The sequence below is a fragment of the Mucilaginibacter sp. PAMB04168 genome, assembly GCF_039634365.2.
GTDB lineage: Bacteria > Bacteroidota > Bacteroidia > Sphingobacteriales > Sphingobacteriaceae > Mucilaginibacter.
In genome coordinates, this window is record NZ_CP155079.2 from 5,157,710 (window position 1) to 5,181,533 (window position 23,824).

8 protein-coding genes are annotated in these 23,824 nt (G+C 44.2%); 3 read left to right on the forward strand and 5 right to left on the reverse strand.

The annotated features are described in order from the left end of the window. Nucleotides 1-6 precede the first annotated feature (6 nt). Together ABDD94_RS21705 and ABDD94_RS21710 are read right to left on the reverse strand one after the other, a co-directional pair. The gene (locus ABDD94_RS21705; RefSeq protein ID WP_345953990.1) at nt 7-1,638 is read right to left on the reverse strand and encodes a RagB/SusD family nutrient uptake outer membrane protein; all 1,632 of its coding nucleotides are present in this window, start codon (nt 1,636-1,638) and stop codon (nt 7-9) included. A 10-nt stretch (nt 1,639-1,648) separates the two neighbouring features. After that, complete coding sequence (locus ABDD94_RS21710) at nt 1,649-4,840, reverse strand: TonB-dependent receptor (protein ID WP_345953991.1); 3,192 nt, start codon at nt 4,838-4,840, stop codon at nt 1,649-1,651. A 570-nt stretch (nt 4,841-5,410) separates the two neighbouring features. Here ABDD94_RS21710 and ABDD94_RS21715 point away from each other — a divergent pair. Next, nucleotides 5,411-9,523 carry a two-component regulator propeller domain-containing protein gene (locus tag ABDD94_RS21715; RefSeq protein ID WP_345953992.1) on the forward strand — a complete coding sequence of 1,371 codons (4,113 nt, stop codon included), beginning with the start codon at nt 5,411-5,413 and terminating at the stop codon, nt 9,521-9,523. 336 nt (nt 9,524-9,859) lie between these two features. Then, nucleotides 9,860-10,354 (forward strand): DUF6252 family protein, encoded by a 495-nt coding sequence (locus ABDD94_RS21720; protein WP_345953993.1) that lies wholly within the window; start codon nt 9,860-9,862, stop codon nt 10,352-10,354. Between the two features lie 351 nt (nt 10,355-10,705). Here the strand turns inward: ABDD94_RS21720 and ABDD94_RS21725 are convergent, their stop codons facing one another. Then, on the reverse strand, nt 10,706-11,047 hold the full coding sequence (locus tag ABDD94_RS21725) for a zinc ribbon domain-containing protein YjdM (protein WP_345949995.1): 342 nt from the start codon (nt 11,045-11,047) through the stop codon (nt 10,706-10,708). Nucleotides 11,048-11,343: 296 nt separating this feature from the next. Between ABDD94_RS21725 and ABDD94_RS21730 the strand changes: the two genes are divergently transcribed. Next, a complete protein-coding gene (locus ABDD94_RS21730; protein WP_345953994.1) occupies nt 11,344-12,711 on the forward strand; it encodes a hypothetical protein in 1,368 nt (455 codons plus the stop codon). Nucleotides 12,712-13,296: 585 nt separating this feature from the next. On the opposite strand, the gene ABDD94_RS21735 is transcribed toward ABDD94_RS21730, so the two are convergent. Together ABDD94_RS21735 and ABDD94_RS21740 are read right to left on the reverse strand one after the other, a co-directional pair. Beyond that, nucleotides 13,297-14,220: a PorP/SprF family type IX secretion system membrane protein gene (locus ABDD94_RS21735; protein ID WP_345953996.1), complete on the reverse strand. Its 924-nt coding sequence runs from the start codon at nt 14,218-14,220 to the stop codon at nt 13,297-13,299. Between the two features lie 39 nt (nt 14,221-14,259). Further along, entirely contained in the window at nt 14,260-23,676 is a 9,417-nt protein-coding gene (locus ABDD94_RS21740) for an MBG domain-containing protein (RefSeq protein ID WP_345953997.1), read from the reverse strand. Nucleotides 23,677-23,824: the final 148 nt, after the last annotated feature.

Genomic DNA, 23,824 nt, shown 5'->3' on the forward strand with positions numbered 1-23,824 from the left:
AAAGGTTTACCATCCGGGGTTTTGAGTCATTGCCCTGTTTACGTTTATCTCAAGGGCTGGAATAGGCAGCAGCAAGTATCTGGATGACGACGCTGCTGTGTTATAACCTAAGCTCCACAGCGCTTTATTAGTAGCCGTAGCATTTGAGCCATTTATTTCGGCAGCAGTAGCCGACATAACCTGTGTAAAAACGCCCCAGCGTATTAAATCGGGCTTGCGGAGCGCCTCAAAGCACAGTTCGCGGGCGCGCTCATCCATGATAGCCTGCCTGAAACTGTTTTTGCTCAGTCCAGGCGCAAGGTCGGCTACGGCACTGGCTACGTTAACCGGCAAGGCATATCCCCTGCGGCGTACCGAATTAATAGCATTGTAAGCTGTTGCTGTGGGGCCGTTTACTTCATTTTCGGCCTCAGCCAGCATCAGCAGCACATCAGCATATCGCAGTATCGGAAAGTTTTGGCCTGACTTAAATTGCTGCTTAGGCGACGAAAGCGGCTCAAACGAACGGCGCCACTTACCGCATGCCCTGTTGATAACGGCCGTTGCCGCATAAGGTACACGGGTGGCTGAAGTGGTTGTACTGGTATAAGTAAACGGTGCTATTGCCCAATCCCTGCGGCGGTCGGCAGCTTGATAAAGGTTGTAAAGCTTTATAGTGGTGCGCACGTTGCTCGAAGCGTACCCCGTATCCAAATTATTACAAGCAATGCCGTAAGTACCCAGGCGGCCACCTTCCGAAAATGCAGTGTTGTTACCAAACATATTAAAATCGGCTTCCCACATACATTCCTTTACATCATATACATCCTGCGCCTCGTTAATAAATATCTGGCTGTAAGGCGAGTTGGTATAGGTTAAATTAGGCGTGGTCAGCAATGCATTTTCGCCACTGTTTACTACTTTTTGTGCCCATGTAAGCGCATCTGCATACTTAGCTTTATCATTAAGGGGGTTACCCGCCATGTACAGGCACACACGGGCCAGCATACCCTCAACCGTAGTTTGCGATATGCGGCTGGAATTGCCTATTGTGCTTGCCTTATTCACTTTAAGCTCGGCATCCTGCATATCTTTCAATACCTGCGCGTACACCTGCGCTGACGGCGTGCGCGGTATTTCAACAACGTTTACGCTTTTAGTTGATGCCAGCTTAAGCGGAACATCGCCATAATTGCTCACGAGCATAAAGTGGTAAAACCCTCTTAAAAATAAGGCTTCACCTAAAATTGCCTGGCGTCGTTTTTCATCCATCACCGGTTTACTCACATTTTCAATAAGCAGGTTAGCCCGCTCAATGCCTATATAGCATTGCTCCCACAAACCGCTTACATAGCTGTTGGTATAATCGTACTGGTAAAACATAGGCGCAGCAAATGCATTTGCGCTGTTAGGATAAAAGGATTCGTCGGTGCAGTTGCCAAACTGAAACCACAAGCCGCTGGCGTAAAGGTACTCACTACCCAAGGGGTCGTATACGCCCGCAAGGGCTAAATTCAGGTCGGCTTCGCTATTAAAATAATTTTGTGGCTGCACAAAATCGGTAGGTTCTTTTTCGAGCAGCTTTTTGCACGAGCTTAACGCCATTATGGCTAACCCTAAAAGCAAAAGGAAAACTCTTTTTGTATATAATTGATTCATAATGGTTATTTTAAAAGCTTGCGTTTGCTCCCAGGGTTATAGTAAATGGCCGCGGATACGCCGAGTAGTCAACGCCGGGCGTTAATACCGAGTTGTATATGCTCACTTCGGGGTCAACGCCGCTGTATTTAGTCCAGGTAATGAGGTTTTGGGCAGCGCAATACATTCTTAAGGATTTAAGCCCCATGCGCTTTGCCGATTTTGCAGGCAGGTTGTAACCCAACTGCACTGTTTTTAAGCGCAGGTAAGAGCCGTCTTCAATTACCCTTGAGTTGGCGCCAGTTGGCGTTGACGGCCCTGCACCGCCAAAGCCGGCCCTAAACAGGGTGGAACTTTGATTAGTAGGCGACCACCGGTCTAAGTAGCTGGCAAACTGGTTAAGGTTGGCCCGGTTAAGAATGTTACCCTCAAAAATGTACCGGTTGGCGTTTATGATATCATTGCCGTATGACCATTGAAAGAATAAGTTCAGGTCGAAATTGCGGTAACGGAAATCGTTATTGAAGCCACCGGTATGAATTGGCAAACCACGGCCAATAATGGCGTAATCACTGGCGTTGATGGCCAAATCGCCGTTTAGGTCTTTAAACTTTATATCACCAGGCTGTATAGCGCTGCGCGTATTGCCGTTGGTAGGTATATTGTCCTTTAAAATATAGTTGCCGGTTGTGGTAACATTAAAATCCGAGTACTGGTAAACGCCATCCCAAACATAACCGTACATCATGCCCAGCTGGTTGCCAACTTTAGTAATAAACGATGGTATAGTGCGAAAGGTGGCATCAAAAGGTGCATAAGCCAGTATAGCTTCCTGTTTTTCAGACAACTGGAGTATTTTGCTTTGATTAAATGAAATATTAAAGCTCGATTTCCATCCAAAATCGCGTTTGTTAATGTTATCGGTGCTAATGGTAAGCTCCAAACCCTGGTTGCGCACACGGCCAATGTTGCGGAGTGCCTGGTTATATCCCAATGATAATGGGATGTTGGCGTTAAGCAGTAAATCGCGGGTAACTTTGCGATAAATATCGGCCGTGATGTTAATGCGGTTTTTAAAAAAAGACAAGTCCAGACCCACATCAGTTTGTTCGGTGGTTTCCCACTTCAGATCTTCGTTGCTTGGCGAGCCTGGTACCGCGCCGGAGATAATGCCATTGCCAAATGTGTACGCATACGGATTGTACGAAATAATCATTTGTGTTTGGTAAGGAAAATCGGTAACACGGTTATTACCTGTTAACCCGTAGCTTACGCGGAGTTTACCATCTGATATAACCCTGTTGTTTTTCAAGAAGTTTTCTTGCGAAAAACGCCAGGCTAATGCTCCCGAGGGGAAATATCCCCATTTGTTGCCCGGCGCAAACTTCGAAGAACCATCAGCACGGTACGAGGCGGTTAACAAGTATCTGGATTTATATTTATAATCAACCCTCCCTAAGTACGACATCAAGCCCCATAAGGATGATACTGCCGTTACGGTTTGCGGCGTACCTTCATTTAAACCACTGATACCCAACTGTGCCCTGGGCAAATTGGTAGCCGAACTGCCATAGCCCGATGTACGGTTGCCCGATTCGGTTATACCAGCTAATAAGGTAAGGTTATGTGATTTGTTAAAGGTTTCGTTATAGGTTAGCGTATTTTCATTGATCCAGGTTGTGTTTTTATTAAATATAACGCTGCCATTTACACCATTGGTTGAGCCTATTAGGGTACGGCGGTTACCATATACGGTAAGCGTGTCGTTAAAAGTATTGTTCTGTGTAAACGTTTCGTTAAGACCACCGGTTATTCTCAGTTTAAGCTTGGATGTAACAGCGTAATCTACATAACCATTAAGTATGGTGTTACGGCCAATTACATCTCTCACCAAATGCCGCTGGTTAAGAATCGGATTTATCCGCAAATCAAGCGACGGATCAATGAAGGGGTCGAAAAGATCATCTGATACATCATTGGCGCCGCTTAATGAAAAATTACGGTAACCATACACACTATACAGCGAAGCTGCCGTTGAGCTGGTGCTTGATGGGTTTGACGGCGATATGCCCGAACGCTTGTTGTGTGCTATGTTGAGGTATATACCCGCTTTAACTTTGTTGTTAAAAGTTTGGTCGAGTGATACCGAGCCCTGGTAGCGGCGGTAGTCAGAATTGATAATTACACCGTTTTGTCCAAACACGTTACCCGACACGTAGTATTTCGTCTTATCATTACCGCCCCTAACCGAAAGCGAAGTATTGAACATAGGCGCCACATGTAAAAACTGATCTTGCCAGTCTATTTCGGGAATGTTGCGGTAAAAATTGAGCGTGCGGCCGTCGCGCAGGTAGATATTTGCAGCATCTGCCGGGCTTTTTTCAACCTGGTATTGTACAAACTCATAAGGGTTCATCAGCTTCATGCGGTTACGGTCTTTCTGAAGGCCGTAATAAGCGCTCAACGTGATAGCCGGAGCTCCTGACTTACCTCTTTTGGTCGTAATCATGATCACACCGTTAGCACCTCTTGAGCCGTATATTGCCGTTGCCGATGCGTCTTTCAGCACGTCAATCGACTCTACGTCCTGCGGCTGAATAAAATTATTATCAGGGTTTTCAATCGGGAAGCCATCAATAACATACAGCGGTGAGTTATCTTGCGTAACAGAGTTTGCACCGCGTATAACGATATTATTGGCCGATCCGGGTTGCCCATCAACAGAGGATACCACCACGCCGGCTACCCGGCCGCCCAGTGCTTCATCAATTGACCTTACAGGCGCTTTTTGCATATCCTCAATTGGAGCCTTCACAACCGAGCCGGTCACATCGGCGCGTTTCACCTGCGCATAACCAATAACCACAGTCTCGGTAAGGCTGTTAACCTGGGTCCTCATCACAATGGTGTATCGCGTGCGGGCATCTACAGCCACTTGGTTATTAGCATAACCAATACCTGAAAACAATAAGGTATCTTTTGGCGAGGCTTTTATGCTAAACTGCCCGTTCAGGGCGGTTTGTGTACCGCCACTTTTGCCTTTAATCCGAATTGTTATTGCAGGTATAGCGGTTCCGGTCTCATCTTTTACTTCTCCCGTTATTTGTTGTTGCGCAAATACCGGAAGTGTACTTAATAAAATAATAATCAATAACAATGTTCGACGCCGCAAATACGGTTTGAACTTGCCATTCATTTTACCACAGTAAAACTGCATGGTCATGATAGGGGGTTTAAATGGTTATAATTGGTTACTGGCAACCCGCAAGGCCGCTCTGTGGGGGCAAACGGGTAAAGCGAATTTGAGTATTATGAATTGAAATGAACGGTCAAAAAATCGATAATTTAGGATGAATTTTTAAAAGAAATGCCGAAAATATGTCGGAATACAGGGTTAGACCGGTTTAATGAGTATTGCTGTTTGTGGTTTGGCATTTTTAAACAACAGCTTTTGTTAAAGTATACATTGCCCAGGCTGGTAACGTAATCAGCTTGATTTTTTTTTATAAATTGATCAACAAACAGCACTGACCTTACAACCTTAAATATACATAAAGGAATAAAGGGGTGAGGTAAATGCCCGGCTATCAGAAAACCAGGCTTTATGTACTACCGTAATTCCTATACATCCTTATTGTTGCTAAACAACAGGGATATGGGATATTATCAATTGAAAAAAAGACGGAAATTTGATTTCCGAAAGGTAGTCACGGTACGTAAAAAATCATTTAATTAGCAGTCAGCTTCTGCCGGTAAGTTAAACCTAAAAAGACATCATTATATTTTTAGCACAATGCGATTAAAATGCATTATTTACTTTTTAGTGTGCTGTATACAGACAAGTTACGCCCAAAGCGTAAAGTTTGACAGGCTGAGTATTGAAGACGGCTTATCACAAAACTCTGTACTTGCCGTATGCGAAGATAAAGATGGCTTTATTTGGCTTGGAACCCGCGATGGGTTGAACAAGTACAACTCATATGATTTTAAAATTTATAAAAGCCACCCGGCTAATAAAAGCAGCTTACAATCCAGCTACATAACTAACTTATACTGCGATAGTAAAAACAGGCTATGGGTAGGCACCAGCAAAGGATTAAACATTTATGACCGAACCCTGGATGCTTATAAAAGGGTGCCACTTTTATTTAAGAATGGGGAAGATATAAATTTAAGCCGCATCAACAGCATTTTAGAAGACCGTACAGGGCGCTTATGGGTTGCCTCGGAATACGACCTCAACTTAATTCAGGCAAACGGTCGGTTAAAACATATTGTGCCGGTAAATCCTATCACAAACAGAATGGTTCTTCGCTCTTTATGCCAGGATCATACCGGAACTATATGGCTGGGTACCACCCACGGCATTTACACCGTTGCCGAAAAGCAAAAAAGATTCTGGGTTGAAAAATTCCTGCCATTGGCAACGGCCGGTTTAGCCGATGCTCCGATTATGAGTGTAACCGAAGATACCGCTCATAACTTATGGATAGCCACATCGGGCAAAGGCTTGTATAAATATGAACCAGCCCTGCGAGCCATAAAACATTATACTACATCGGGCAAGCCTGATAGTTTGAGCGACGATAATGTAAGGCGCCTTTTGCCAGACGGCAAAGGTAATTTATGGATAGGTACGCAAACTGGCTTATCGTTATATAACGCCTTTACCAAAAAGTTTTCTAATTACCGTAACGACCCTTGGGACAATACCAGTTTGAGCCAAAATTCAGTTCATAGCTTGTATAAAGACCATGCCGGCATCATCTGGGTCGGAACCTTTTTTGGCGGCGTTAACCGGATTTACCCTTATCCGGCACCGTTTTCTGTTATCAGCAACCGGTCATTCACGGCGGCTTTAAACAATAACGTTATCAGCTCCATATTAAAAGATGCGCAAGGTTATTTATGGATTGGCACCGAGGGGGGCGGCATCAACGTTGTTGCACCCAATGGCCTGCATACCAAAGTGTACCAGCATGTTACCGGCGCGCCTCACACCTTGGGCTCTAATTTGGTAAAAGTTATCTTCAAAGACTCTTTCAATCAGATTTGGGTAGGTACACATGGCGGTGGACTTAATTTATTTGACGCCGGTATTAACGGCTTTAAACAATACCTAAACCACAATCAGGCAACATTAGGGTCTGAAATTACCTGTTTGGCAGAAGACAATGCAAAACGCTTGTGGATTGGCACCGAAACTGCCGGCCTCAATGTGTTTGAAAACAACAACGGAAATCTAATAAAGGTTAATGATGCCAAAATTACACGGCTTACTAAAAACCGTTCTATACTCTCTGTTATAAAAGATGACGATGGAAAAATATGGGCTGGCGGACCAGATGGCTTGTATATAACCGATGCCAAAGGTGTTGTTTATATAAAAAAAATACCCCGTGACAGACCTTTAGCTGTAAATTGTATTTTCCAGGACTCACTGAAAAATGTATGGGTTGGTACCAATGCCTTGGGTTTGGTTAAGTTTTCTAAAAACGGCCACTTTATTCGAAACTATACTGTAGATAATGAGCTTTCGGACAATAAAGTGCTTGGTATATTACAGAACGGTAACGACCTGTGGATAAGTACTGGAAACGGCCTGAACAGGCTGAATTTAAATAGCAACACCATCAATCACTATTTTGAGACCGACGGGCTTGCGGGTAACATCTTCAACAACAATTCTTACTATAGGGCTACTAATGGCCTGATGTATTTTGGCGGATACAACGGGCTTACCATCTTCAACCCTAACAGTATCAGGATCAATAAGCAGGCTCCCGTTGTACGGCTAACCTCACTTAGCGTACATAACAAAAAAGTAGTTCCCGGAGACAGGAACAGTATTTTGAAGCAAAATATAAACCTCACTAAACAAATTACTTTAAACCACGATCAAAATGTGTTTACGGTTCAGTTTGCGGTGCTAAACTTTATCAAACCCGAAAAAAACAAATACCGGTATTACCTGGAAGGATATGATAAAGACTGGCAAAGTGTTAATTCACCGGTTGCTACTTATACCAACGTGCCGCCGGGTCATTATCGCTTTTATGTTAGCGGCTGTAACAATGACAATGTGTGGAGCAATAAGTTAAGCCTGCAGATAGATATACGCCCGCCGGTTTGGAGAGCATGGTGGGCGTATATGCTCTACTTTATATTATTAACCGGCCTTGTTACGCTGGTAGTGCGTTACCTGTTTATAAGAGCACTTTATAAAAAAGAACAAGAGCTTACCCGCCTCAAGCTGAACTTTTTCACCAACATATCGCACGAAATAAGGACGCACCTGGCACTGATTACCGGCCCGGCCAATAAACTGATTGCCGATAATGAGCCACTTTTAAAAGGGAAGCAACAACTGGTTACTATAAAAAACAACTCAGAAAGCTTATTGCAGTTGGTTAACGAATTACTGGATTTCAGAAAAGCCGAAACCGGCCATTTGAACCTGCGGATTACCCTGGTTGACATTGTTGATTTTATTGGTAACGTGAAAACAAACTTCAATGAAATAGCTGCGGAAAAAAACATAGTTTTTGAACTACAGGCAAGCGCCAGCCGTATTGATATGTACTTTGACCGCGAGCAAATGGAGAAGGTTTTTTACAACCTGCTTTATAACGCATTTAAGTTTACACCAGGCGGTGGCTTTGTAAGTGTTATAATAAAAAATGAGAAGGATGATGTTGTTATAGACTTTGTAAACTCCGGCCCGGGAATAGCTAAAGAAAACATTGACAAGCTTTTTGAAAATTATTTCCAGGAAATTGATTATGGGAAGCAAAACACCGGTTATGGTATAGGTTTAGCTTTATCTAAAAGCATTGTTGATTTACATGGGGGTAGTATAAAGGTCGAAAGTTCGGCACATGAAAACGGGCAAAGCCTCACTAAATTTACTATAAAATTAAAAAACGGAGCCGGCCATTTTTCAGCCCGGCAAATAAAACAAGGACAATTATCTTACGCTAACGCGGTAAACATACCTGCCACCCGCAATGAGCATGAGCAAGCCGATTATTCTCTTTCGCCGCTTTACAATCACAAAGATTTAGTGCCAGACGAAGAAAAACTAACTATACTGCTTGTTGAAGACAATCCGGACATGAGAGGTTTTATTAAATCAATTTTACAGCCCCGCTATACTATCATTGAAGCTTGCAACGGTTTGGAAGGATTTGATGTAGCCACGCTCGAAATACCCGACCTTGTAATTAGCGATGTGATGATGCCAGAAATGGACGGACTAACGTTTTGTGCCAAAATAAAATCAGACGAACGCACCAGCCATATACCTGTTATTTTACTAACGGCTCAAAGCAGCGTACAACATCATGTAAACGGCTTGCAAACCGGCGCTGATATTTATTTAACCAAACCTTTTAGCAGCGATGTACTGATGCTGCAGGTAAATAACCTTATTAGCGCCCGCGAGTTAATTTGGCATAAATTGAACCGTGAATTTAAGTTACATATTAAGAAGTTAAACTTAACTGATGAGGATAAAGCTGTTGATAAACAAACGGTACATTTACACCCGCTTGATGAGGCTTTTCTTGATCGTATAACCAACATGGTTAATGAAAACTTGATGAACCGTAACTTTGGCGTTCAACAGCTCTCTCAGATGGCTGGTATGAGTCAGCCGGTCCTCTTTCGAAAAATTAAAGGGATTACTGGTTTGTCGGCTAATGACTTTGTAAAATCTTTACGCCTAAAAAAAGCAGCCGAATTACTCTTAGACGGCCATTATAACGTTTCTGAAATCAGCAACATAGTTGGGTATGAAAGCAGTAAATACTTTAGCCGCGAGTTTAAAAAATCTTATGGGGTAAATCCATCTGCCTATACTAAAGACTCGGCGATAAACAATGAACAAGTGAACAATCATCAATAGATGGCACACACCCCACCGATTTGGCTACGACCGTATGCTAAACTATATACAGCCAAAAACGCTTTAAAAATCAATGTTAAAAAGTATTTAATTGCGCTATTCATAGTTCCCGGTATCATTAAGACCAATAGCACCGCTGCGGCCAGCTTGGGCACTCCCCCCGGGTAGCTTTCTTCTAACGCTTGCGTACAGGAAACGAGGCCCTTTATCTGATTTGGTTTTATTGTTCAAAAATTGGTACTTTATTCAGCATCAGACGTATCTGATATTAATAATAATCCTAAGTTGATGATCACTTAAAATCAAAGCGATATTTTAAGTCTTTTAAAACTTGGTATGACCAGATATTTATACATCACTATCATCTCTATGCTGTGCGCCTTGCTTTTCCTTAATATGCGTTGCAAAAAGGAAAATGAAATGGACCCAAACGGGCTTCCTAAAGCCACCCAAGTAGGCTCCCTGCTGTTTGCCTGCAAGATCAACGGCAAGAATTGGACATCTAATAAAAATAGTTATTCGGTAAGTGGCGGTGTTAAAAATGGCATTATAACAGTAAGTGGATTTAACGACTCAAATTCTGCAACGGCTTTAGAGTATTTACAGATTCAGGTGAAGGAAGTTGCTTCACAAATGGTATACCGCCTAAACGACCCCAATTTGGGGCATTTAGCTACCTACAAAACCGATAGAGATTGTTTTACTGTAGTTTCTTTTACAAATCGGGCAGATTCAAGTGACGGAGAAGTTTCTTTTACCCGGATTGACAAGGCCAATCGGATTCTTTCTGGTACTTTTGGTGTAATATTCCAACCGAAAAATGCGGCGTAATTAAAATTACCGATGGCCGCTTTGACATCCTATATTAACATTTAACCTTTTAACCAAACCTTTCGGGGGAACGCTTAACGGTTTTCATAGTAATACTATGCGCTGTGTTATTTTTAGAAATCTCGGATAGAAAGCCGGATGCTAGAAAATAGGATAAGCATTTACTCCCAATATTTGGCCTGGGGAAAGAATATTAGTGAAGAACGGTTGAAAGAGGCTCGGATAAGATGTAATTTGGAATGAACGACTTAGTATCGGGTTGTGATTAGGTGCTAAGTAATTAAAAGAAAAGCCAGCTATAGACTGCGTGAAATATAGACTCCAAAAGCTTTATAAAATATAATGAACGCATTAAGCCTTTTTAACAAACTCCGATTTTAACGCCATTGCACCAAAACCATCTATCTTGCAATCGATGTTATGATCGCTGTCGACCAGGCGAATGTTTTTAACTTTAGTGCCTGCTTTTACGGTTTGCGAAGTACCTTTAACAGGTAAGTTTTTAATCGTGACTACGGTATCTCCGTTGGCCAGGGTGTTGCCGTTGCTATCTTTTACAACGAAGATATCATCACTATGCACATCCTCATTACTACTCCACTCATGCCCGCATTCCGGACAAGCCAGTAAGTTTTCCAGCTCGTAAGTGTAGGGGGATTGGCAAATGGGGCAAGGTGCTAGTTCTTTCGTCATCGTACAAATTCTTGAAACGTCAAAGTTAGCAAATGATAGCAAGTATTGAATCGTAGTCTTGAAGTTTTGGCCGAACTTCTATCGTAGCTGCCAAGAAAACTCATTCGCTATTAAGAAAGATAAATGTTGCTGTATGCTATTTCATTACAGCCCATATCGGGCTTCATAAAAGTGTGCAAAAGCTTTGCAGTAATTTATAATTATAAGTTCCGCTCCTGATTTATAAAAAACAATTAACTCGCATTGGGTTACTAAACCGGCTCCTGAGGTATAAATTACAAAGCCCTAGTAGCCATATGCATAATCGTTTGAAACCGCTGATATCACTACCGTTTCTTATTTGCCTGACGCTTTTAATCGTCAACGATTTCTATCTGAAGGAAGCTTTCCATAATGTGTTTACAGGCAAGTTATCTGATTTTTGCGGATTATTTATCTTTCCTATTTTCTGGTCGGTCTTGTTCCCCAAACATAAATTCTGGGTTTTTATATTAAGCGGAGCACTATTTATTTACTGGAAAAGTGAGTATGCTGCGGGGCTTATCCACTTTGTGAGTACTTATTTTTTCGATGTTCAACGAACGGTTGATGTTACCGACCTGATCGCTTTGCCTGTATTAGGGCTGGCCTGGTTAAGTTTGAAAGGAGACGTAAGAGCGTTTGAAACGAATGGCTTTATCAAACAGATAAGCCCTTATATGATAGCAACCCTTACCGTTTTTTCGTTTTGCGCAACCAGCCTTCCAAAATATGTACAAACCTTTGAGCAGCCACAGTACGTACTTTTTCAGTCTGATGCTGTGCCCGACTCCAGCCAAATAGAAGAAGGCTTTAACTTTTATCATTTCGATTCTTTGCTGGTTGTTCAGGTTAACCAATTATACGTTACGAGCCGGCCAGCCAAAGATGATGATTACAATAAAAACCTCGTGACCAAAAACCTTGAGAAAGAGACTTTCGAAATCATACCTGTTAAAAAAAGTTTAATGGTTGCCGGAAAAGTTACTTCATTGACCATCAAAACGCCACAGGGTGATGATCATGCTAACTTCAATGGGGGGCGTTTGGACGGTCAGTTTATCAGAAATAAAGGAGGGAAAGCCGTTATCGAGGGTGTTTATAAAATGGGGATAGAAGATTCCATATGGACTTTTCGAAACACCGGCAATACCAAGGTCACCAAAATAACATTTAAGAACGGGGAACGAACCAAAGTTGAGCAGTTTGAGGGTGGCAACCTCATATCTTCCAGCAAGATCAACACCCGTGCGGAGGTCATAAGAAACAAGTATATTCAAATAGCGGCATTAGTCCTAATGACGATAGGCACTCTTGTGCTTTTAGTAAAAAATTACCGGCACAGATATCAGGAAAAGCTCCAGATCATGTTAGCCTGGAAATGGCTGGTTTGCCTGTTGCTGCCGATGGTTGTCTGGCTGTTACAGTTTGCAGTTACCCTTTTACTGGGGGATTTACATTTTGATGTGTTTACTATACTGGGTACAGGCTTTTTGATATATGTAATCACCTGCCCGCTATTTTTCATCGTCGTGTTTGGAATCAAGTTAAGCAGGCAGATAGACGCTCTTTTGTACTGTTTATTATTTGCCCTTGCGTTCAGTATTTGGATTGAGCATGATATATTGACTAAACTTTCTGTCTGAAAGTGTATCACTGAGCTACATAAGTTGCAATTGAAATCGATAAATTAATTACGAAGTTGCCAAATGGTCTTAGGTCAAATTTGAGAAGGAAAAGACTGGTTATTGACCTAAGTCTTAATCTTAGTAACACCTCCTCAGACTGGCAGGCTGTAAAAGAGGCCAGCCACATTATTTATACTCGCAGTAATCATTAACAACTTCTTTTCGTTCGCGCTTTTAGCCAACCATTCAAGCCTCACCGTTCAGGATTCGTAAGCGACCTTAATTCAATTTTCTAATGCCAGCTACAGGCTATAAAATAATAGGAGCCTACGGTCGTGTGTAGGTATGCTCAAAAGCTATGCTGCCCGATGCGATGTATTTAGTTGTAGCTTGTGAGGTTCAGAATATAGTGGTTATCTATGGTGATGGTCCTAATACGGTTACTAAAATTTCCAAATCATCAAAAGTAGATGAACTTTACTCGTGGATGCCACTAATTACAGCTACATAAATCAATATAATTGTAACACTTTAGCGTAAAAGCAAAGCCGCCCTTCTGTGAAAAAAGGCGGCTTGATGATCATTTTACTCAGCTTATCTTACCTACAGCAAACTGCGCCGGCCAAGATTTTGGCCAAACCGGTAGGTAAGGGTTATTTCGTGGGTGTTATTTTTAAAGCCACGTGCCACGTTATTGGAAGCTGTTCCAAACTGGTAACTGTAACCTACCCTCACAGCTTCTATGCTCACCGACAAGATGCCAGACATCTCGTTGTTAGTACGAAAGTTACCGCCTATACCCAACGTCTCTTTTAAGTACAAGGTTGTCGAAAAATCGGCAATAAAAGGAACACCTTTGGTATAAGTGGCGAGCACTGCAGGCTTCACCCTTACATCATCACCGGCTTTTCCAAAAAGGTAAGCACCTGAAAAATTATAATGGCTACTGAAATAACTATTATCTACCTGTGAGGCATTGCCTAGCGAACGGGTAGTAAACTCCGGTACGGCTACACCCAGATAATAGTGATCGGTATAATACAGCACGCCGAAGCCGATATTCGGCCTGGTTTCCCTAACATCATTCCGGAATTGCGGATCTAATGGATCCAAGGCAGAATAATTAGCCGCATAACGCCTTATGCCTCCGTTTAAAGACACTGCCAGATGCTGGTTGTCGGCCAGTTGGATCGACTTGGCAAAAAACAAATTGATCTCGGTTAGATGCTCCACGGCAAACTGATCGTTCAGTACCGTTATACCCGCTGCCCCACCTATTGATTCTACAGGTAAGTTGCCATTGAATATAAATGTAGAAGGCGAACCTTCAATACCAGCCCATTGCCTTCTAACTATGGCATTTACTGAACCGGCCTTATCAATTAAAGAATAAGCCGGATTAAGCGGGGTTAAATTATTCATGTACTGCGAGTAACTGAACAGCTGCTGCGCTTTAACCGTTGAAAAGCTACTTATAATAAGCAGGCTGAATACCAGCCTGCTTAAAAGATGTGATGTTGATTTCAATATTGTTATATTTATAATGATCTGAATCAAAAAAGAGCCTTAGTATTTTAATACGAACCAACCGGTTTTACGCTTGCCTTCGTACTGTAACAGGAAGAAGTAAGTACCAGCCTGCTGCATTTGATTAGTGATGCTTGAGCGGCCGTCGAATACGCGCGAGCGGTTATCGTATCCTTTGATCTCGAACACCTTTACGCCATTACGGTTAATAACGGTTACGCTATTGTCAGGATGTTCCTGGATACCTTCTATGTACAGGAAGTCGTTAACACCGTCGCCGTTTGGTGATACCGCCTGGCGTACAACTATTTCATTACCGCCATCCGCATCATTTACCTCAATGGTTTGCACTACGCTGTTTGCTGCCAGGTAATTTGCGTTACCGGCCTGCGATGCAGTCACCTGGGTGCTACCAATACGGTTTGCCTTAAGGGTATTACCATCCAAAGTTACAATGAACGGATCGGCTACCGTAAAGCTTACTGGCAAGCCCGAAGAAGCCCTAACTACGCTCAGATCATATTTACCTGTTACACGGTTCAGTACCGGTATCGAAGTAAAATCAATAGTCTGCCTGGCTTTGTTTACCGTCAGTAACTGCGTTACCGGCTGGGTCGAAGTATAGTTACCATTCACCGGCGCACTTGCGGTAATATTGGCGGTACCTGCACCCACAATATGTATCCGGCCATTAATAATGATAGCCACACTGTTATTATCACTGGTGTAAACTACAGTTTCCCCACTGCTAAGTGTTGCACCTGCAGCAAAGTCGGCATCACCATAAGTAGCTTGTAGCGGCCTGTTAAAGACAATGCTACGGTTGGCCGGTGCAATGGTTAAAATACCTTTATTGTAAACTATGCTGTAATTGTTTGATGCAGCACCCGATGCAGTGATACCATACGCACCCACGCCCGATGTGGCATTGGCTGCTGTACCTAACACAGGCTGTGCACTTAAGCTGGCCTGCGTATCGCTGTTTACAAAACCACTGTAGCTAACAGTGAACGCCGGGTTACTTACACCATAGGTACGGGTTTTGTTATCGGCTGTAATTGTCAATGGCGCTTTATTAATGGTTAGGGTACCTTTAGTGTACACAATATCATAACTGTTAGATGCAGCCCCGCTTACCAAAATATCGTAGTTACCTGCGCCCGACTGAGCCGTTGCTGCAGTGTTAGCCACAGGCTGCGCACTCAGGTTAGCTTTGGTATCGCCATTAAGGAAGCCACTGTAAGTTACCGTTAACTGTGGGTTAGCCTCGCCATAAGTTTTATTTTGATTAACCGCAGCAACAGTCAGCTGCGCTTTACTGATAGTTAAGGTGCCTTTAAGGTAAGTAATGTTATAGTTATCAGATGCTGCACCCGTTACCGTAATATCATAACTACCCGCTGCCGAAGCCTGGTTAGCTGCAGTACGCGCTACAGGTTGAGCAGTTAATTTGCCTGCATCATCACCATTGGCAAATCCATTGTAACTTACTGTTAACGCCGGGTTGACTTCACCATACCGTTTGTTCTGGTCATCGGCCTTAATTACCAGATCCTTTTTACCAATGGTAAGGTTACCGCCTGTATAAGTAAGCGCGTAGTTGCTGCTTAGCACTAAACCACCTTGCTTAATGGCATACGTACCCGCGTTTTCACCAGCATCCCTGGTTAGGCTACCGCTGAAGGTATCGCCGGTTACCAGCGCCGGACTAAATGTATAAGTTAAGGCTGGGTCCGCTTCTCCGTAAGTTTTATTTTGTGCATTTGCAGTCACGGCTATGGCCTTTTTGCTAATTTCAAGGGCAGCGCCGTTGTAAGTAAGCGAATAGTTACTGTTTAGGGCAAGGGTTCCTTGTTTAATAGCATACGTACCGATATTCTCGCCCGCGTCACGACTCAAAGTGCCGGTGAAGCTATCGTTCCCCACTAATGTGCCAGCTGTAATATTATAAGTTAAAGCTGGATCAGCCTGACCGTAAATCTTGCTTTTTATGGCTGCAGCTACCGTAACGGCCTTTTTGCCAATCGATAGATCTGCGCCCTCATAGCTAAGGTTATAGTTGTTATTTAAGGCCAGTGTACCCTGCTTAATAGCATATGTACCTGCATTTTCACCTGCATTGCGGGTAAGCGATCCTGTGAATACATCGCTTCCTTTTAGTGAGCCGCCGGTAATGCTGTATGTTAAAGCCGGATTAGCCTCGCCATAGGTTTTACTTTTGGCTGCAGCGGTTACTGCTATATCTGCTTTTGCTACGGTTAACTCGCGTGTAACATTCTGCGAGGCCACATAATTCGCGTTTCCTGCTTGTGAGGCAGTGATATTTGCAGTACCAGCACCCGCAATATGTATTCTTCCATTTACAATACTTGCCACAGCTGCATTATCGCTGCTGTATGTAACCGGAATAACGGTATTGCTACTTGTTGCACCGGCTGTAAAGTCGGCATCACCATAAGTTTTTGCTGGCAAACCAGCAAAAGTGATGTTTTGCAATGCTTGTCCGATTGTTAAGTTGGCACCCGTATACGTCAGCACGTAATTGTTGTTAAGTGCAACTGTACCTTGCCTTATGGCGTATGTACCTGCTGCCTCGCCGGCCTCACGTGTTAATGAGCCGCTGAAAGTATCGCCGGTAACCAGTGAACCACCGTTAATGCTATAGGTCAGTTCTGGATCGGCCTCGCCATATATTTTACTTTTTGAAACAGCCGCAATATTAACCGCACGCTGTGTTATGGTCAAGCTGGCCGGCGTATAGGTTAAGGCATAATTGTTACCTGCACTCAGCGATCCTTGCTTAATAGCGTAGCTGCCAGCAGTTTCGCCTGCATTGCGGGTAAGTGTGCCTGTTAAAGCGTCGTTACCGGCTAATGTACCCGTGGTGATGGTGTAAGCAAACGCTGGATCTGCATCGCCATAAGTTTTGGTTTTAGCGGTAGCCGCAACTGTAATTGCCCGGGTACTAATCGACAGATCGGCACCTGTAAAGGTAATTGCGTAATTGCTGGTAAGTGCTAATGTTCCTTGTTTAATAGCGTATGCGCCTGCATTCTCACCCGGCTCACGGGTTAACGTACCGCTAAAGGTGTCGTTTCCTTTCAAAGTACCTGATGTTACCTGATAAGTTAAAGCCGGATCAGCATCGCCATAAGTTTTGCTTTTAGCTGCTGCTGTTATGGTAATGGCAGCTTTATTTACCACCAAGTCCTGAACTACGCTTTGCGCAGCAACATAGTTAGCATCGGGTGCCTGAGAAGCGGTTATGTGGGCCAAGCCCGAGCCTACTACATGGATTTTGCCATTTATAATGGTAGCCACTGCAGCGTTATCACTGTTGTAAGAAATAGCGGTATTGTTATTAGTACTGCCGGCGCCAGGCGCAAAGTCGGCGTCGCCATATGTTTTAGCCGGTAACGAAGCAAAATTGATAACCGGTTGATCGGCTGTAACGGTTAGTGTACCATTCACATAAGCCAGATCATAATTTGCGGCAGAGCCGCCACTTGGCGTAATGGTATAAGTACCAACTGGCGATGTTAATGTTGCTGTTGTAACCGCAACGGCCTCAGTAGTAAGGCTGGTTTTAGTTTCACCGTTCACAAAACCGCTGTAAGATACAGTTAATGGAGGAATGGCCTGTCCATACACTTTCGACTGGTTGTTAGCCGTTGCTGTAAGCGTCGCTTTATTTATACCAAGGCTGGCCGTTTGAAATGTCAGCGCGTAATTAGCATTTAAAGCCAAAGTTCCCTGCTTAATGATGTAAGTACCTGCATTTTCGCCTGGCTCACGGGTTAACGTACCATTCAAAGCATCTGTACCTACTAAACTACCGCTGGTAATGGTGTATGTTAAAGCCGGATCGGCGGTGCCGTAAACCTTGCTTTGTGCGCTGGCAGTTACTGCAATGGCCTTGGCGTTAATAGTTAATGTTTGAGACACGCTCTGCGCAGCCGAGTAACCGCTGTTACCAGCCTGAGTTGCGGTAATTGTGACTACACCTGCCTTATGCACAGTTACCGTTTTACCGTTGATGGATGCTACAGCAGCATTACTGCTGGTAAAGCTCACCGGTAAACCTGAAGATGCTGTAGCATTCAGATCAAAATCAGCGTCGCCATAAGTTTTGGCAGCTAATGCGTTAAAGGTAATGGTCTGGGCAACAATGGGTGTGCCGTCTACCAACACGCCTGCTGTGCTTGCTATGTTGTTTAATGTTAACACTGCATTGTTACCTGCAGCATCTTTAACAGTACCGCCGTTTAATGTCAGCGAACCTAACAAAATGCCATCAAGGTCCTTATCTGTTGTTTTTACTGTGTAGCGATAGGTATGGGTTGATAATCCTGAACCGGATACATATTTAGCCATTACCACCCCGCCGGTGTTAAGCGTTACCGAAAGGTATGGCGTACCACCCAATTGATCTACGGTTGTACTTTCTGAAAATTCAACCGCAAAATCCAGGTTTTCGCCAGCTACATAGGTTCCGTTTGCCGGTACGCTTACCGATGCTATTACTGGTGCAGTTGCATCAATGGTAAACGTATTAGTATTACTGTTTGCACTGTTATTACCAGCGGCATCGGTTGCAAGGGCATAAACAGTATGGCTGCCTGTTAACAGAGCAACCGGCTGACTTTTACTCCAAGTACCTGATGTGCTTGCCGTAGTGGTACCTATAGAGCCACCATCTACATAAACTGTTAATGTTGAACCAGCCTCAGCCGTTCCGGTGTAGATAGGTTTGTCGGTTATAGTTAAACTGCCGTTTGCTACGGTTACTACTACTGGCGCAGGCGGCAACTGAGTATCAAATACTAATGAAGGGGTTACACCAGCGCTGCCTAAATTGCCTGCCGCATCGGCGTAACTGCCAGCAGCAACAGTAATGCTTGCTGTACCGTCATTTGTATTAGCATCCGGCGTAAAATTTGCATTGCGGATTGCTCCCGATCCTGAGATGGCGCTGAGTGTACCGCCAGACAGAACTACATCGCCGCTCGATCCGTTCCAGGTAAAGGTTGCACCCGGATCTTCGCTGAACGTGAATGTTATAGCAGCGGTCTCTCCAGCTTTTAAGGCCGATTTATTACTGCTGATCGCTACCGTTGGCTTGATATTGTCAACAGTAAAAGTATTGGTATTGCTGTTCGCACTCACCGAGTTGCCGCTGAGCTGGGCAGTGGCATACACCGTATGAGCGCCTTGCGTTAGCGCAGCCGGCTGGGTGATGGCCCAGTTGCCGGCCGAGTTTGCTGTTGTTGTGTTGGTAAGCGATGACCCGTCGGAGTAAATGGTAATGGTTGACCCCGCCGGTGCCGTTCCTCCATAGGTAGGCGTTGCGGTGCTTACCATACTGCCGTTGGCAGGTACGATCACTACCGGTGCGGCGGTTACCGCCTGCGAATAAGTGATGGAAAACTGCGTTGCAGCCGTGTTGCCGTTACCGGCAGCATCCTGCGCAACATTGGCAGGTAAACTGATGGTTACCGCACCAATTGCGGCAGGCGTGGCATTGAATGTATAAGTTGTGCCGCTACCTGCAAAGCCGGTGATGGTTGCATTAACCGCGGTTAAATCGGCGACTACAAAACCTGTTACAGCTTCCGAAAAAGTTACTGTAAAAGGAATAGGTGAGGTGCCGGTCGATCCGCCCGATGCACCCGCCGTGCTGCTGATCGCTACCGTTGGCCTGATATTATCAACAGTAAAAGTATTGGTGTTACCGTTCGCACTCACCGAGTTGCCGCTGAGCTGGGCAGTGGCATACACCGTATGAGCGCCTTGCGTTAGCGCAGTCGGCTGGGTGATGGCCCAGTTGCCGGCCGAGTTTGCTGTTATTGTGTTGGCAAGCGACGCCCCATCGGAGTAAATAGTAATGGTTGACCCCGCCGGTGCCGTTCCTCCATAGGTAGGCGTTGCGGTGCTTACCATACTGCCGTTGGCAGGTACGATCACTACCGGTGCGGCGGTTACCGCTGGTGCTGTAATGGTTAGTGTTAGCGGTACAATTGCCGATACACAACCTGTGGCGCTATTGGTTACTCTTAGGTTAAAATCGTAAGTACCTGCGCTGCTAGCTGGTATCACTACGTTGATAGGCGATGTGCCAAGAACCGAATTGTTAACCGCAGCGAAACCTGTTAAGCTACGAGTTCCCGTGCTGATCGTATAGCTATCTGGCGAGCCTGTTGTTGCACTGTAAGGAATGCTGAAAGAAGTTGCCGTGTTTGAAACCGAAGTTATAGCACTTGTTGTAATGGTTGGTAAAGCGTTCACCGTGCCGCTAACCGGAATATTCTTGGTCGTCGCACCTGCAGAACTAACGGTAATATTACCAGCAGCCGGGCTGCTGGTTGCAGCGGCCATACGGACATATAAGGTAGTGGCGGCTACGGTGCCGCTAACCGGAGTAAGGGTAATACCTACGCCGCTAAAGCCTATATTATTGTTTGATAACTGAAACCCCAGCGGTGGCGTTATCACCAGGTCGCCTGTTAAATTGTTGCCTGAAATGGTAAAGCTTTGCCCCGTTGTTGAAGAACCATAACAGGCGGCAAAAGCCTCAATGGTTCCTGCTGTGGTAACTGCTGGCGTAGCCGAGGCTGTAGTCGTAAAAGTTTGTTCGGTTCCATAGGCAGTTCCCGCACTGTTAATCGCATAAGCTTTAAAGTAGTAAGTGGTTCCAGGTGTAAGGCCGGTGGCGTCTACTGAAATGCCACCTGTTCCTGCAGCGCTATTTACCAATTTGGAATTGGCTGTTGTTGGGTTAGAAGAAGTGCCATAAACAACACCTTTTTCAGTGACTGTTGCACCGCCATCGGAGCTAACATTACCAGCCAGCGTTGCTGTAGTGGCAGCGTAAGTAGAAGTTGCCGTAGTAGAAACTATTGGTGCGGTTGCAGCCACAGAACCAATAATAATTTTGTTTGCACTCTCGTAGGAGGGTGTTACAGCAGTGCCTTGTTGTGTCCAGTTATTAACATTAGCAAATCTGGAAAGCCAGGTAGCTGCATCGGTAGCAGTAGTAGTTCCGGTATAAGCTACATTGGTTTGCCTACTTGTAAAACCAATAGCGTTAACGCCATTGGTAAGGGTGTTTTGACTCCCGTTCCCGTCAGGAAGATTTGAAGCGATAGCATAGCCTGTTGTAAAACTACCTGTTGGCACCCATCCAGTTGCATCTATTGTAGGGGAAGAAGTAGTACCAATGGTGTTATTAAAACCAAATATAAAATTGGGATTTGTTGACAAACTCTGGTAAATAAAGAAGTTGTCTCCTGTACCTACAATCGGGTCTGTGATACCTGCATACCCTGTAAAAACCAGATCAGCTGTAGAAATTGCTGTATTTGTAGTTAGGTTTTTTAAGGTAATATTTGACCCATTGGTGTAGGTTATCCTAATAATCGAGCCTTCGCTAACGGCTGAAGATAATGTCCATTTAATATTTCCTTCACCTGTTGAAGCTGTACTATTGGTTAACCATGCCCTATTAGGGTTAGACCAGCCCCAGTCTGTAAAGTTAACAACTGTACCTGCAGAGAGATCTTTTAAAGTCACTACATCCACGGTGTTGTTTGTGGTACTCCAGGCTGTCATTGCCATATCACCGGCATTTAAATTTGTGCCGTTGCTTGCGGCCGGAGTAGTGAATGTTTGCTGCTCGCCGTATACTGTTCCAACACTATTAATGGCATAAGCACGAACATAATAAGTGGTACTACTGGCCAGCCCGGTTGCAGATGTTGAAAACGCACCCATACCAGTTCCCAGTGCGGCTTTAGTTACGCCCAAACCACCAATAGCCGGAGTTGAAGATGTACCATAAACAATACCACGTTCTGTAATAGAAGCTCCCCCATCGGCAGTTACGTTACCGCCTAAAGTAGCGGTAGTGGCGCTCAATGCAGTAACAGATGCCGTAGCTACGGTTGGTGTGGTAATTGCTGTCTGGATGTTTTCGATCACCATGTGATCAAACTCCATAAAGGCGGGTATACTTGGTGTAACCGTGAAAGATTTGATACCCTTAAAATAAGCGGCGTTTGCATTGCCGCTTATATCAATAAAATTGGCAGCAATAGGACTACCGCCTGGTATCGCTACTGTTATAGAGCCCTTTGCGCTGGAGATTAAAAAGCTAGTTGGCTCGTTGTTTTCGTTAGTTAAATAAAATGATGTCAGATCAAAACTTTTACCATTTTGAGCGGCAACCGTAAAAGCAGTTTCTTGAGCGTTCCAGCCAAAATATAAACCTTCTTCACCAAAATAGGCTGTATTTGAACCGTTTGTTGAGCTTCTAAATACACCGTCTGTAGCGGCTGTAACTGTTATGGATGAGGATGATGCCGTATTTGTAGCTGTTAAAGTTTTCGTATCAAAACCGGTGTAGGTGCCAGATGCCGTCTCAAAATCATACACTGCGCTGGTGCCGGCAAGTGCGTTTGTTTTAAAACTTATTTCATCACCGTAACTTGTACCTTTTGCGTTAATTGCATAAGCTTTAACGTAAATGGTTGTGTTTGGTGTAAATGGCCCTATGAATGCCTTGTTAAAACTGCCGGCACCTGCCCCTATGTTTACCTTGTTATTTGCAGTTGTGGGATTGGTTGCAGTGCTCCATACAATACCTTTTTCTGTTACCGCAGATCCCCCGTCAGAAGTGATATCGCCTCCTAAGGTTGCCGTAGTTGCATTAAAGGTTGTAACTGCTGCAGTAGTAACGGTTGGTGCTGTGGCAGCTGCCACGTTTGCCGGACCCGTTACTATGTTATCAATGTCAATATAGCTGGTTTGCCCGGTACCCCCTTGCATAGTATACCGAAATTCATCAATATCATTGAATCCTGATGCGGCGCTGGTTGACAGGGTAAAATATGTTGCGGGAGGCAGACCATTTACACTAACAGAACCATTTGCAACAGGACTACCGCCTTTATAACCTGTTAATGTAAATATGCTATGGGTAGTTCCCGTTCCGGTAAGCATGGCAAAACGAAAATCGAATCCCCCGAACTTAAAAGCAGATCCATCCGCCTTTTTAACAGAAACATAGCCCACACCAACTGTGGTTGCACTGGTCCGTAATACGTAATCATTAGTACTTTTTGTCTGACGGGAGAAAATGATTTGCGTACTAGGATTTGGAGGACTGGCATTTACAGTGGTAAACACAAACCCTTCTACAGCATAAGAAGCGGCGGAAACTGCCGATTCACGGTACAGCGGCACTGGAACTGCTGGAAGGGTGTTGAAGTTAGTAATGGTTTGCGCCGTTGCTTTAATGCCCGAAGAAAACAGCAAAAGTAATAAAACAAGCGACCAGCCGTGTGGTCTAACTGTGGAGGTGATGAACAGACTATCCCAAAAATTCTGATAGTTCCGAATTTTTGGATGTAGCTTTAAGAATCTTTCAACACGTAAATTAACCGGGTAAAATTTCCTCATATAAGGGTACAGTTTGACGTTTAGCTACAACATAGCCATGCCGAGCGGTCATTGACGACTGCCGCGTTCATAGTAAGCCATAACGGTTTATGGATTTTTAATTACCTGTACCAGATACTGTGACAGGTTATTGCGCTTTATACGCGAC